The organism is Cellulophaga sp. BC115SP (assembly GCF_009905545.1).
GTDB lineage: Bacteria > Bacteroidota > Bacteroidia > Cytophagales > Spirosomataceae > Flectobacillus > Flectobacillus rivi.
In genome coordinates this window covers 38,239-52,434 of sequence record NZ_JAAALB010000026.1, presented here as the reverse complement: position 1 = coordinate 52,434, position 14,196 = coordinate 38,239, and the positions used below count along the sequence as shown (strand labels likewise).

9 protein-coding genes are annotated in these 14,196 nt (G+C 38.1%); 7 read left to right on the top strand and 2 right to left on the bottom strand.

From position 1 onward, the window contains the following. The first annotated feature begins 30 nt into the window (after positions 1-30). The 5 genes from GVN22_RS17730 (at position 31) to trpB (ending at position 4,444) form a co-directional block, all read left to right on the top strand. On the top strand, positions 31-597 hold the full coding sequence (locus tag GVN22_RS17730; protein WP_095166181.1) for an aminodeoxychorismate/anthranilate synthase component II: 567 nt from the start codon (positions 31-33) through the stop codon (positions 595-597). A 66-nt stretch (positions 598-663) separates the two neighbouring features. Then, a complete protein-coding gene (trpD, locus tag GVN22_RS17725; RefSeq protein ID WP_166552347.1) occupies positions 664-1,650 on the top strand; it encodes an anthranilate phosphoribosyltransferase in 987 nt (328 codons plus the stop codon). A gap of 20 nt (positions 1,651-1,670) precedes the next feature. Next, positions 1,671-2,462, top strand: a complete 792-nt coding sequence (trpC, locus tag GVN22_RS17720; RefSeq protein ID WP_166552346.1) for an indole-3-glycerol phosphate synthase TrpC — start codon at positions 1,671-1,673, stop codon at positions 2,460-2,462. A 102-nt stretch (positions 2,463-2,564) separates the two neighbouring features. After that, positions 2,565-3,206, top strand: coding sequence for a phosphoribosylanthranilate isomerase (locus GVN22_RS17715; RefSeq protein ID WP_166552345.1), 642 nt, complete (start codon positions 2,565-2,567; stop codon positions 3,204-3,206). Between the two features lie 50 nt (positions 3,207-3,256). After that, positions 3,257-4,444: a tryptophan synthase subunit beta gene (gene trpB / locus GVN22_RS17710; RefSeq protein ID WP_166552344.1), complete on the top strand. Its 1,188-nt coding sequence runs from the start codon at positions 3,257-3,259 to the stop codon at positions 4,442-4,444. Between the two features lie 81 nt (positions 4,445-4,525). On the opposite strand, the gene GVN22_RS17705 is transcribed toward trpB, so the two are convergent. After that, positions 4,526-5,806, bottom strand: a complete 1,281-nt coding sequence (locus GVN22_RS17705; RefSeq protein ID WP_166552343.1) for a DUF349 domain-containing protein — start codon at positions 5,804-5,806, stop codon at positions 4,526-4,528. A 599-nt stretch (positions 5,807-6,405) separates the two neighbouring features. Between GVN22_RS17705 and ettA the strand changes: the two genes are divergently transcribed. Next, positions 6,406-8,073, top strand: coding sequence for an energy-dependent translational throttle protein EttA (gene ettA, locus GVN22_RS17700; RefSeq protein WP_166552342.1), 1,668 nt, complete (start codon positions 6,406-6,408; stop codon positions 8,071-8,073). Positions 8,074-8,335: 262 nt separating this feature from the next. Here ettA and GVN22_RS17695 read toward each other — a convergent pair whose 3' ends face one another. Beyond that, positions 8,336-9,403 carry a type IX secretion system membrane protein PorP/SprF gene (locus GVN22_RS17695; protein WP_166552341.1) on the bottom strand — a complete coding sequence of 356 codons (1,068 nt, stop codon included), beginning with the start codon at positions 9,401-9,403 and terminating at the stop codon, positions 8,336-8,338. A gap of 441 nt (positions 9,404-9,844) precedes the next feature. Between GVN22_RS17695 and GVN22_RS17690 the strand changes: the two genes are divergently transcribed. Then, positions 9,845-14,071 carry a gliding motility-associated C-terminal domain-containing protein gene (locus tag GVN22_RS17690; protein WP_166552340.1) on the top strand — a complete coding sequence of 1,409 codons (4,227 nt, stop codon included), beginning with the start codon at positions 9,845-9,847 and terminating at the stop codon, positions 14,069-14,071. Positions 14,072-14,196: the final 125 nt, after the last annotated feature.

The window sequence follows — 14,196 nt, the reverse complement described above, 5'->3', positions numbered from 1 at the left end:
ACTGACTTTTAGGTCAAATCGCATAAAAACATGAAAATCTTAGTACTCGACAATTACGACTCTTTTGTATATAATCTTGTATATATTCTCAAAGATTTAGGAAACGACGTGGACGTTTTCAGAAATGATAAAATTGCTTTAGAAGAAGTAAAAAAATATGATAAAATCCTTCTATCTCCAGGACCAGGTATTCCTGAAGAAGCAGGTATTTTACTAGACGTTATCAAAGAATATGCGCCAAGCAAAAGTATTTTTGGCGTTTGCCTTGGTCACCAAGCTATTGGCGAAGCTTTTGGAGCTAAGCTTCTCAACATGGGCGATGTACTACATGGGGTAACTACAAAATGTATCATTACTCAGCCCAACGAAGTACTTTTTCAAGGTGTGCCAAAAGAAGTAGACGTATGTCGCTATCACTCATGGACGGTTGTTCCTGAAACAATGCCTGAAGACTTAATTATTACAGCTGTAGATGAAAAAGGTTTTGTGATGGCCGAAGCTCATACCAAATATGATATTCGTGGGGTGCAATTTCACCCAGAGGCATATCTTACTCAGTTTGGAGTCAAAATGGTTGAAAACTGGGTAAAAAGCTAATTACTTTTTATTTCCATAAAATATTCCAGTGTTTTCAACTTAGCGTCTAGAGCAAACATTTCAACTATGAAGTCTTTTTTAAATAAACGTATTGCTGGTAATCAATTAACGCAAGAAGAGGCCTATGCAGCCCTTTCGATTATTGGTAGAGGAGATGCAAATCCTTCTCAAATAGCGGCATTTCTAACAACTTATATGATTCAGGCTATTACGCCAGAAGAATTGGAAGGGTTTAGAGATGCCATGCTCGATTTGGCGGTAACGATTGACCTATCGGCATACGACCCAATGGATTTGTGTGGTACTGGTGGTGATGGTAAAGATACTTTCAATATTTCGACCACAGCTTCATTTATTGTAGCAGGTGCTGGTCAAGCCATTGCCAAACATGGTAATCATGGAGTTTCATCCTCGGTTGGTTCTTCTACAGTATTAGAATACTTGGGGGTAAGATTCTCAAATGATGAAGAATATTTACGTCGTAAAATCGAACAAGCAGGTATTTGTTTCTTACATGCACCGCTATTTCATCCAGCCATGAGATTTGTAGGTCCAATTCGTAAAGAGCTTGGCATGAAAACTTTTTTCAACATGCTTGGTCCTATTTTGAATCCTGCAAAAGTGCAGAAACAAATTACGGGTGTATATAATGAAGAAGTTTTGAAACTGTATGGAGCTATTTTTCAGAAAACAGGAAAAAACTTCGGTGTATTATATGGATTAGACGGTTATGACGAAATCTCATTGACTGGAGACTTTGTTTTAATTACACAAAAAGGAATTGAAACCATTTCTCCAAAACAATTAGGCTTCTCAAAATGTAATCCAGAAGAGTTACATGGTGGACATACTGTTGAAGAGTCAGCTAAAATCTTGACCTCGGTACTAAGCAATGAAGGAACCAAAGCACAAACAGAAGTAGTTTTGGCAAATGCCGCTACTGCATTGTATTGTGCAAGTGACAGCCTCAGTTTAGAGGATGCTGTTGCCAAAGCCAAAGAATCATTAGAAAGTGGAAAAGCTTTTGAATCCTTCAAAAAATTTATTGCTTAATGCCCTAAAACCTTTAAGAAATGACAATTTTAGATAAAATAATAGAAAATAAAGCTCGCGAAGTAGCCGAAAGGAAAGCCCTTGTATCAATCGAAGAGATTACTAAAAAAGGATATTTCGCTAAAACCACGAATTCTCTTAAAACCAGTTTGTTGAACCCTGCTTCTACTGGAATCATCGCTGAATTTAAAAGAAAATCTCCTTCAAAAGGTATTATCAATGCTGATGTAACAGTTGAGGAAGTAACTACGGGATATGTACAAGCTGGAGCAGCTTGCTTGTCAGTTTTGACAGATATGGATTTCTTTGGTGGTTCGGACGAAGATATTTTGGCTGCACGCAAGGCTAATCCTACCATTCCTATTTTACGTAAGGATTTTATCATTGACGAATACCAAATCTTTGAAGCTAAAGCTCTAGGCGCAGATGTCATTTTATTAATTGCAGCCAACCTTACTCCTACTCGTATTTACGAACTAGGGAAAGTCGTAAAAGATTTAGGCATGGAAACCCTCTTGGAGGTTCATGATCAAGAAGAACTTGACCGTAGTCTATGTGAGTATATCGATGTAGTGGGTGTGAATAACCGTAACCTTAAAAACTTTGCGGAACAAAACGTAAACGCCTCGCTGGAATTAGCTGAAAAAATCCCAAGTCATTGCATCAAAATTTCGGAAAGTTGTATTTCTCAACCCGAAACCATCAAGCAATTAAGAGAAGTTGGATACAGAGGTTTTTTGATTGGAGAAACATTTATGAAAACTCCTGCCCCTGCCGAAACCTTAAAAACCCTAATTGCTCAGATTCAGTAAATTAAATGGCTTTTTAGCACCCTTGTTTCCACAAAAATGTCATGTTTTTTCAGTATTTTTGTTTTTTAAGAACGTCAAATTCCTAACAACTAACGTCAAGATATGAGACTAAAAATATGTGGAATGCGTGATGCCGAAAACATCCGTGAAGTATTAGCCTTACAACCTGACTACATGGGTTTTATTTTTTATCATAAATCAAGCCGATTTGTCGGAACTGAGCTTGATGAAGATTTATTGAAATCCTTTCCTAAGTCAACCAAAAAGGTAGGTGTTTTTGTCAATGCTTCGCAAGCCTATATTTTGGATACAGTCAAAAAATACAGTTTGGATTATGTTCAACTACACGGAGAAGAACTTCCTGATTTTTGTAAAAATTTGAAGTTTAAAGGCGTTAATATTATCAAAGCTTTTTCGGTAGACAGTACTTTCAACTTTGCCAAGCTACATAATTACAAACCTCATTGTGATTTCTTCTTGTTCGATACCAAAGTAGGTGAACAAGTTGGTGGTACAGGACAGGCGTTCGATTGGTCTTTATTGAGTCGTTATGATAACGAAAAACCATTTTTCTTGGCAGGTGGTGTAGGTTTGGCAAATGCTGCTCAAACCTTAGATTTAAAGCAATTACGGATTCATGCAATTGACGTAAACAGTAAGTTTGAACTTGAACCTGGGCTAAAGGATATTGATAAACTAAGTGAATTAATCAAAATCTTAAAACCAGAAGAAGTTGAAATGTAAAAGAGGTGACAAAGCCAAAGACAATCATATCTTAAAATTATTTGTGTCAAATGACTACAGCTCAACAATATAATGTAAACGAAAAAGGATACTACGGCGAATTTGGAGGGGCTTTTATCCCTGAAATGTTGTATCCTAATGTAGAGGAACTCAAAAATAATTATTTGAGTATTATCAATGACCCTGCTTTCAAAGCTGAATTTGACGCTTTATTGAAAGACTATGTAGGTCGTCCAACGCCGTTGTTTTTAGCAGAACGTCTTTCTGAAAAATATAATACTACCATTTACTTAAAGCGTGAAGACTTGTGTCATACAGGCGCACACAAAGTAAACAATACCATCGGGCAGGCATTATTGGCTAAACGTTTGGGCAAAAGACGTATCGTAGCCGAAACTGGTGCTGGTCAACATGGTGTTGCAACAGCAACGGTATGTGCCTTGATGGGCTTGGAGTGTATTGTGTACATGGGTGAAATCGATATTGAGCGCCAAGCACCAAACGTAGCACGTATGAAAATGCTTGGAGCTGAAGTTCGTGCAGCCAAAAGTGGTTCAAAGACCTTGAAAGATGCCACTAACGACGCCATGCGCCACTGGATTAACAACCCTGTAGATACTCACTATATCATTGGCTCAGTTGTAGGTCCTCACCCATATCCTGATATGGTAGCACGTTTTCAATCTGTTATTTCAGAAGAAATCAAATGGCAGTTACAAGAAAAAACAGGAAAAACGAATCCTGATTATGTGATTGCTTGTGTAGGTGGTGGCTCAAATGCGGCAGGTGCTTTCTATCATTTCTTAGATGACGCCCAAACGCAATTAGTTGCAGTAGAAGCAGGTGGTCATGGTATTAGTTCTGGTTTCTCGGCAGCCACAACATTTTTGGGCAAGCCAGGCGTATTACATGGCAGTCGTAGTATCTTGATGCAAACCGAAGATGGTCAAGTGGTAGAGCCTCACTCTATCTCAGCAGGTTTGGATTACCCTGGCATCGGTCCTATGCACGCACATTTATTTGACACTAAGCGTGCGAAATTCTTTGCTATTACTGATGAAGCTGCCTTGAAAGCTGGTTTTCAATTATCAAAACTAGAAGGGATTATTCCTGCGTTGGAATCTGCTCATGCCTTAGCGGCATTGGAAGAATTAGGAGCTAAATCCAACGAAACGGTAGTAATCAACCTTTCTGGTCGTGGCGATAAAGATTTAGCAACTTATATGAAGCATTTGTAGGACTTTGATTTGATTGATATAAAGAAAAATCCCTTTGGCTCTCACCAAAGGGATTTTTCTTTATTGCTTCTTTATCAAATCTTACTGACCCAACAAAGTTTCTAGTTCTTTCTTGAACTCTACCAAAAGCGTTTCTTTCATTGAAATTTTGCGCTTTTGTGTATTGATTTTATTGATAACCAACTTGTCATTCATTTGACCAGAGTATTGCGATTCAGAAATAAACGAGTCTAGTTCGTTTTTCTCTTTCTTCGTCATATAATCCATTTGGTTAATCATAATCTTCAACTGCTCGATACGTGGTTTTTCGTGCAAAGCAGGGTGACGGTATGAGATAACACGCAACAAGTAGTTCATTTCGAAAATCTTATCGCAAATGTTACGGAAACGTTCTGCCAAGTTTCTATCCACACTTTTTGCCAAAGTCGAAAGCTCTTTCCATTTTACAAGATATGCTTTTGCTTTTTCTGCTGTTTGTGGAATATTTGGTTGATCTGGGAAGTTACGCTCCAATTCGGTAGTCATGTCCATCATTTGTTGAGCACGAGGATCGATTCTTGGTTTCGATACAATTCCCTTCACATTGTTATAACGCTCGAAGAAGAAATCAGAAGAACGCTTGAATTGCTTCCAAAGCATAGATTGCTTTTTAGGCGGTACTTGAGAGATGGTTTTCCATTCACGTTGTAAATCTTTTACTTTTTGGAAACCAGCATCTACATCTTGTTCGTAACGCAATGCACGAGCACTATCAACGATACGTTGCAATTGAGCCAACTTCTCGTCAATGATACGATTTTTCTCAGCATAGTATTCACGACGACGAACGAAGAAATTGTCAACGATACCATTAAATTCAGTTTCAATGCCATCTTGCAATGCTTTATCAACAGGACCAGTCTTCAGCCATTTGGTTTTGATTTCCATAATGACATCAGTCGCTCTAGCCCAGTCATCAATAGCACCAGCTTGATTAGCTTCCTCAATCAAAGCTCTCTTTATTTCAAGATTTTTGATTTGATTGTTTAGAATTAGCTCACGCAACTGCAATTCTAACTCATCCAACTTGTGAAGTAGAGGTACGAAATTACCCAAACCATCAAACTCTACGAGGTTTTTACGTAGTTGGAGTAATTTAGTTAGGTAAGAGCCTTTGTTTTGAGCTTCATCTACTTGAGAGAAAAGCAAATTCACTTTGTTTTCTGCGATAGCAAAGCGATTAACAAAATACTGAAGAGCTTCTTCTTCGGTGTTACGAACAACACCAATCAGGCGGTCTGGGTATTCCAAATATCCTTTTAAATAGACCTTACCATCTTTACAATAGCCATACTCGGCAGGGTTTTTTACTGTATTTTCCATTGGTTTACGTTGCGTGGTTAGAGTTTTTGGCAATGCTCATAGCTCTAACGGGATTCATGGTTTAGGTTAAATATTAGCTTTTTTGATTTTGAGTACTTCATTTATTTTATCTAACTGAATAAATAATTTAATAAAATGAATGAAAAATCTAGTTAATAACCTATTTGAATTAATAAGACAAATTTATTGATTGTTGGTGGATTTTTATCGGTTATTAGTTTGATATTTTTTTTGCAATATACTGAATTTCAATAAAAAATATAATTATACATATCGATTATCCATTATTCGGACAAAATTTAACATTAACATGCTAAAATCGCTATGAATTACCAATGGAAATAAAAACTAAGCCTTATACACTGAATCCCCACTCTGCTTTTAGTATCTTTGACAAATTTATTTCTTAGTTTTTTTAATTGCTAAAACCTACAGACGCCGAACTTACTTTGCTTGAATTAAAGTCAATAATTCTAGTACTTTACTCATCCTTTTTCTTAAAAGTATTGAGCTTCAAGCATTTTATTGAAAGGCTACGTAAGGCTCCAGATATTCATTTTACTAATATAAATAGACCTTTAGAATAAAACAAAAAAACAATGAGTCAAGAAACCATTATTTTTTCAATGGAACGGGTTTCTAAAACTGTTCCACCACAAAAAACAATTCTCAAAAATATCTATCTCTCGTTTTTCTACGGTGCCAAAATTGGGGTGCTTGGTCTAAACGGTGCTGGTAAATCGTCGTTGTTACGAGTAATTGCAGGTATAGACAAGAGCTACACAGGCGATGTGGTGTTTTCGCCAGGTTATACTGTAGGAATGCTTGAGCAAGAGCCTAAATTAGACCCAACCAAAACGGTTAAAGAAATTGTAGAAGAGGGCGTCGCTGAAATTGTTGGGCTTTTAAAAGAGTTTGACGAAATCAACGAAGCTTTTGGCGACCCAGATGCTGACTTCGATAAATTATTGGCTCGCCAAGGAGAAGTACAAGAAAAACTAGATCACTTCAATGCTTGGGAATTGGATACTCGCCTCGAAAAAGCTATGGATGCACTACGTTGTCCTCCATCAGAGGCATTAGTAGGCAATCTTTCTGGTGGTGAAAAACGTCGTGTGGCGCTTTGTCGTTTGTTGTTGCAAGAGCCAGACGTATTATTGCTCGATGAACCTACCAACCACCTCGATGCTGAATCGGTATTGTGGTTGGAAGAACACCTTCGTCAATATAAAGGAACAGTCATTGCTGTAACCCACGACCGTTATTTCTTAGACAACGTAGCTGGTTGGATTTTGGAACTTGACCGTGGCGAAGGTATTCCATGGAAAGGAAATTATTCTTCATGGTTAGAGCAAAAGCAAAACCGCTTGGCTATGGAAGAGAAAACCGAATCTAAGCGTCAGAAAACATTACAACGTGAATTAGAATGGGTACGTATGGCTCCAAAAGCCCGTCAGGCCAAATCTAAAGCTCGTTTGGGTGCTTATGAAAAACTCCTTTCGGAAGAAAACAAACAAAAAGAAGATAAGCTAGAATTATTTATCCCGCCAGGACCACGCTTGGGTAATAAGGTTATTGAAGTAAATAATGTATCAAAAGCTTATGGCGATAAATTATTATTCGAAAACCTTAGTTTCTCATTGCCTCCAGCTGGTATTGTAGGTATTATCGGACCAAACGGTGCTGGTAAATCGACATTATTTAAGCTTATCTCAGGTCAAGAAACACCTGATTCAGGAACATTCGAAGTCGGAGATACTGTTAAAATGACTTATGTAGACCAAGAACACCATCTTTTAGATGCAGGAAAATCTGTTTTTGAAACTATTTCTGGGGGTACAGAGCAAATTATGTTAGGCAACAAGCAAGTTAATGCTCGTGCTTACGTAAGTAAGTTCAACTTTGCAGGTGCTGATCAAGAAAAGAAAATTGCCAACCTTTCGGGTGGGGAGCGTAACCGTGTTCACTTGGCAATGATGTTGAAAGAGGGTGCTAACTTGGTACTTTTAGATGAACCTACCAACGACCTCGACGTAAATACCTTGCGTGCTTTGGAAGAAGCTCTTGAAAACTTTGGTGGTTGTGCCGTAGTTATTTCCCACGACCGTTGGTTCCTTGACCGTGTGGCTACGCATATCTTGGCATTCGAAGGCGATTCTCAAGTATATTGGTTTGAAGGTAACTTCTCTGACTACGAGGAAAATCGTCGTAAACGCTTAGGCTCAGATGCCACACCAAAACGTATCAGATACAAAAAGTTACAATAGTATTCAGGGTCATCTATTGACTAGAAGCACTCATGAGTTATCCCGAATTTTAAGATTGGGGCTACTCTTCAAGTTTTCATCAAAAAAGGGGGCGGAAAATATTTTCCGCCCCCTTTTTTTGATACTAAAATACTACATATGACTCGGCTTTAGACGCAATCATTGCGTCTCTACTGCTAGAATGAAAATATTAACATAATCACTCATCCACTCAATCACTCAATCGCTAAATGTAGGAATGGCTCATGTTTGGTGAATATCTTTAGAATTTCGGACAACGAAGCTCTGCTTTCCGTGGACGATATTTTGGTTTTGAATCAAACAAATCTGAAAATACATAAGAAAGTGATAGCTCATGTGCTCCTCCTGTCGATGAGCCTAAACTCGAAATAGTCATGTCGTAGCTGTAACCAATCGAAAAATTATCTTGACGATACCCTATCAAAATAACCGCAGCATCGTTGCTCAAGTAAGTCGTATTGTCTTTTTTATATGTTTTTAATGGAATACCTCTATACCAAGCACCAAGTACAAGTGGCGAATAAGTCAAGTACATACCCACATCCAACTGGTCAAATGCTCCTTGGTGTTTGTAATGGACTACAGGCGTTAAGCTTTTCTCTTTTTCTATTTGACTTCCTAAATTATTCCCAATTTCATAATCCGCTAAAGGAATTCTGTATCCAGCCTGTACGCCTATTTTCATAGGCAGTTTGGCATCAGCATTACCAAAAGACTGATTAGGCTGATTGATGTGATGTACTGAGAGTCCAGCCCAAAATCTTTCTGAATAAACAATTCCTCCCGAAGAAAAATCCCAGTATTGAATCGTAGGAGCAAATCCACCAGTCACGATTGGGTCACTGGTATTATAGCTGGACGGATAACCGCCACCATTGAGATAAGACTGAATTTGATCTGCAAAAATATAATCCCCAAAATTGATACTACGACTCACATACGAGCCTTGTACACCGAGATTGGCAGATAGACCATCGCTTAATTTGAGATGGTATGTATAAATTGCGCCAATATCGGTAGTTTTTAAATTTGAAAATTGTCTATCATTTGTAATCAACAAGCCTACGCCACTATTGATTCTTTCGAGATACATATCTGCCGAAAGCGATGAAGTAACAAAGTTTGCACTGAGAGAAGGCCACTGATTACGGTGATTAAAGTTCACACGAGGTGCCATAGCCGAACCTGCAAATGCTGGGTTAAGATATAAAGGAGCTGCATAAAACTGTGAGTATTGAGGGTCTTGCCCCAACGCAACTAGCACAGTTCCCAGTAATATTCCTAAGCCTAAAATAGATTTTCTTAACATATTATAGATAAAAGTTACTTCTCATATTTCTTGGTAAATCTCTAAAATTTTATTGAATAGGTTTCTAGCTTATCGTAAAACTTAAATCATAACTATTTTGAGAAATGCCCAAATAGGTTTTAATAACATGACCTCATTTGAGCACAAAAAGCTGCTAGAATCGCACTTTTATATTAAGTTTTAACAAAAAAAGACCTTTTTGAAGGTAAAAAAGCGTTTTAGAGTTTACTTTAAAATTAATATCCTACTTATTCGTTAAATTATATAAAATTGTGTTTAAAATAACTGTTGAACATAAAGTTATGCAGTTTGTTTATTCAATAAATGATTTTTTTCTACAAATCTAGTGCCATCTCTGCGTATATATACAACCCTTTAATTGAGTTGTCGGTCTATTAGAGTAAATTGTAAGATGGGTATCACGACATAGATAACGAACAAATGTTAAATTTTGGTAAATCATATCCGTATTTTTTGCATATCCTTTTGGTATCGTTCCTTTTCCTAGGAATGAGTGTAGTTGGTATGGGACAAACTACGAGTAATCCAGATTATATTGCCGTAAAAAACCTTTGTTTATCCGAGTGCTCAGATTCAACGGCCGCAACGCAGTTTCGTGACCTACATATCACGAAGGCAACCAGTGTTCTTTGGAATTTTGGCGACCCGACCAGTGGAAACAAAAATACCTCTACTCGACTAAATTCTGCTCACTTGTATGCTACAGCAGGTACTTATACGGTAACACTAACAAGGAATGAAACATCTGGCCCTGTAACATACACCAAAGTTATTACAATCAATCAGCCCCCACGACCTTTTTATCTGGGCAATGATCCTTCGCAACAAGATACTACCATTTGTAAAGGCGATAAACTTAAACTTGACCCCTATCGAACTGGGGGTGCCGAACCACAGTTTAAATACATCTGGTTTCCGAAAGGAGATACAACACAAACTGTATTGGCAGACTCAACAACTTGTTATTCTGTCCAAGTGACAGATACCTTGACGGGCTGTTCTACAGAAAATAAACTTAATGTCAAGCTCTGTGTACCTCCTCCACCACAACCTCCTAAAGAATATTGGTATTTTGGACAAGGTGCTGGTATTTTGTTTCAAAGTGGCGAGCCAACTGCCGATGGAAATGGTAAAACAAACTCCCTAGAAGGTGTAGCAGGAATAACTGATACAAAAGGAAATACCATCTTTTATTCAGATGGTAAAAACGTGTATCGTACAGACGGAACACTAATGCCCTCCGTATCCTCTAGCATTCCCTTAGCTGGTAGTTCTACTGCTACGCAAGGGGTCGTAATTGTACCTGTACCATCCTGTAAAGGTTGTCAGTCAACGTATTATGTATTTACCACAACCGATATAAATGGCACTAAAAAGCTTACTTACTCTATTGTTGATATGCGTAGAGATGGAGGTTTGGGAAAAGTTATTGAGAAAAATATTCCTTTAGATAGCAATAGCACCACCGAAAGTGTGACCTCTGTTTATGTACCAAAAGACTCTACTTATTGGGTAGTTAGCCACGACTATGGTGATAACACCTATCGTATGTATCGTGTTACAAAAAATGGGGTTTCTATTTCCAAAACAATTAGTATTGGTGCCAAAATAGACTCTGTGGGTAAAGCGCAAGGGTATTTGAAGTTTTCACAAGATGGTACCAAAATGGCTTATGTAGTACCAGGTCCAGATCGCAACTATGTAGAAATATATGATTTTGCGGATTCTACGGGAGCTATTTCTAACAAAAAAGTCATTGATTTAGGCAAAGCGCCTCCAACGCTGTACGGTGCTGAGTTTTCGCCAGATGGTAATAGCTTGTACACCAGTCTTACTGCGGGTGTCACTACCCTTCCACCAGCCGATCCCTCCATTAAATCTCAACTATTACAGTTTGACTTAACCTCCAAGGATTCGGCCACCATTAGTCTATCTCGAAAACTCATTGATAGTACTAGTACCAAAAACTTTGGAGCTCTGAAAATAGGACCTGACAGCAAAATATATATGGCTGTTCAGGGTAGTACACATTTGGCAGTAATTGGTCAACCCAATATTATTTTACAAACAGGTAGTAAAGTAGATACTTTAGAATACAAGCTTCAAGGATTTGATTTAGCAGGAAAATTGAGCCAATTAGGATTACCCAACAATACATCCGTAACTCCCGACCAAGATCAGCAATCTGGCATTTCGGTTGGCGACACTTGTTTGGGGGCTCCTACACAATTTCAAGCCAACCATCTCTGTGGTGAAAAGCTGAAAAATACCAAAACTCTTTGGAAAGTTTATAAAGGACCAGCTCCACAGCAAGGACAACCCGAAACCTCCTTCCCTGTTGCAACCCTAGGAGGTACCGGTTCTGACAAAGACTTGCAGGTAAGCACAACGCTGTCTGAGCCTGGCTTGTATCATGTTACTGTAACAATGGCAAACCGTTGTAAATCTGATACCACTTTGCCAGCACAAGAGTTTACGATAAAACCAATGCCCAATCCTGATCTGGGGAACGATATACAGCTATGTGCTGCTAGTACGACCTTAGATTCAAAAAATACAATAGCCAATAGCCATTACTTTTGGCAAAAAGACGGTGGGTTATTAGCTGATACCTTATCTACGCTCAATGTTACTCAGTCTGGCACTTACAAGGTATTTGTTGAAAGCAATGGATGTATCAAAGAAGATGAGATAAAAGTCATATTGGCACAAGCTCCTCCTTTTGCGGTAGCAGATACCAATATTTGCCAAAATAGCTCTATTGTACTAAATGCAGCCAATTCAAATTTAAGTAATTCCACTACCTACCTGTGGAATACTGGAGCGACAACACCTTCAATTACAGTATCAACAACAGGAAAATATACTGTTACTATCAAAACATTAATAGGCACCACACGATGTACTGTTAGTGATGACATTCAGGTTACAGCTAGACCTAAAGCAACTTTTACGTCTGCTATTACCAACCCTACAGCTTGTAACGCACAAGATGGAACTATTGCTCTAACCAATTTTTCTCCAACTGACAACTATAGTTTTATTTGGAAGAAAAATGGCTCTATCGTACCTAGTCTGAGAGGTAGTAGTCTTTCTGGACTGGGACCAGGGGTTTATCAAGTAAGTATAAGTAGTCCTAATACGTGTTATCAAAATGCTGATTTTAACTTGCAACCTACTAAACTACCAACCACTGCAATCACTACACGCTCAACACCTGTGACTTGTCTAACAGATGGTAGCATCACAATTATGCTTGGAGCTACAAACCTATTCATTCCAGCTAAATATGTGCTTTTACAGCAAAATAACGGTGTGTATGATCGTGTAGCAAGTGGAGATATGAGTAGCATTTTTGTAAAAGATAAAGAATATAAAATTAGTAATTTGGGTGTGGGAACTTATCAGATTGTTCTTGAAACAGTAGAAGGTTGTCAGTACTCTACCTCTCCTATTACGTTACTAAAAGTTGCTAGTACACAATTGAGCATCGAGCCTCCCGTGGTAAAATGTGAAGGAGAATCCGTTACATTAACGCTAAATCAAACGCCTACAGGAACAGTACTATGGAGCACAGGAGCGACTACGCCAACTATCAATGTTCAATATGCTGGTATTTACAGTGTTACGATTACGTCATTAGATGGCAAATGCAATAACTCAGCTCGTACAACGGTTACTTTCAAAGCAAGTCCTAAAGTGAGTGTTACAGGCCCATCTTTCTTATGTATAGGAGCGACACCTGTACAACTACGTGCCACACCTGCGGGTGGAACATGGAGTGGGTCGAGCAATATCAGTGCAACAGGATTATATACTCCTGCAACTTTTATCAAAACTGAAACTATTACTTATAGTTACACCCAAAATACCTGTACAGGTAGAGGTAGTGTTAATATTTCAACCGTATCCAAGCCGTATGTAGATTTAGGAGAAGATATTGTTTTTTGTAAAAATACCTCCGTAATAATTGGTATTCCTACAGACCCGAACTGGACATTTAGATGGAGTACTGGAGAATCAACGCCTCAAATTACGCCTACAAAATCAGGAAACTATGCTTTGTTAGTTTCAAATGGCGCTTGTAATTCTAGCGATGATATTAATGTAAATATTCTTCCGATACCATTTAGTAGTCTAAAGTCTGAAGTTCCTTTGTGTATTGCTGATGGGAAAGAGCTTGAACTTGACCCTGGCAATGCAGGAAATACATGGAAATATGAATGGTCACCTTCAGGTGCAACCTCTCAAAAAATTAAGGTTTCTTCTGTTGGCAATTATACTGTTAAAATAACGAATCTCGAAGGTTGTAGCATCAAAGCTAGCACTTTGGTGTATGACCTGTGTCTTCCAGACATCATGGTTCCTAATATCTTTACCCCAAATAATGACGGATACAATAATACTTTTAAAATTTTCCCTAGACATATTTTAAAAGAAGGATTTTCCCTAAAAATCTATAACCGTTGGGGCGAATTAGTATTTGTATCTTATGATTGGGAAGACGAATGGGACGGTAAATTTAGAGGTGTCTTAGCACCTCCTAATAGTTATGCTTGGGAAATAACTTATCGCCCTGAATATCCAGAGCCTAATATAGGCACACCTTTACAAGTAAAACGGGGAGCTGTAACGGTAGCATGGTAAAGAATATCTATTGAGTGAATTGTGATTGAGTGAATGAGTGATTATTCGTCAGTCTTGTGATTTGGCATTCAAGTATTTATCAAAAAAGCGGTCGAAAAACAATTTTCGACCGCTTTTTTGATAAT

Coding starts and splice junctions, on each gene's coding strand:
- GVN22_RS17730 (WP_095166181.1), top strand. CDS start 31: ATGAAAATCTTAGTACTCGACAATTACGACTCTTTTGTATATAATCTT.
- GVN22_RS17705 (WP_166552343.1), bottom strand. CDS start 5,806: ATGGAAAATACAGTAAAAAACCCTGCCGAGTATGGCTATTGTAAAGAT.
- GVN22_RS17715 (WP_166552345.1), top strand. CDS start 2,565: ATGAGACTAAAAATATGTGGAATGCGTGATGCCGAAAACATCCGTGAA.
- trpC (WP_166552346.1), top strand. CDS start 1,671: ATGACAATTTTAGATAAAATAATAGAAAATAAAGCTCGCGAAGTAGCC.
- GVN22_RS17695 (WP_166552341.1), bottom strand. CDS start 9,403: ATGTTAAGAAAATCTATTTTAGGCTTAGGAATATTACTGGGAACTGTG.
- ettA (WP_166552342.1), top strand. CDS start 6,406: ATGAGTCAAGAAACCATTATTTTTTCAATGGAACGGGTTTCTAAAACT.
- GVN22_RS17690 (WP_166552340.1), top strand. CDS start 9,845: ATGTTAAATTTTGGTAAATCATATCCGTATTTTTTGCATATCCTTTTG.
- trpD (WP_166552347.1), top strand. CDS start 664: ATGAAGTCTTTTTTAAATAAACGTATTGCTGGTAATCAATTAACGCAA.
- trpB (WP_166552344.1), top strand. CDS start 3,257: ATGACTACAGCTCAACAATATAATGTAAACGAAAAAGGATACTACGGC.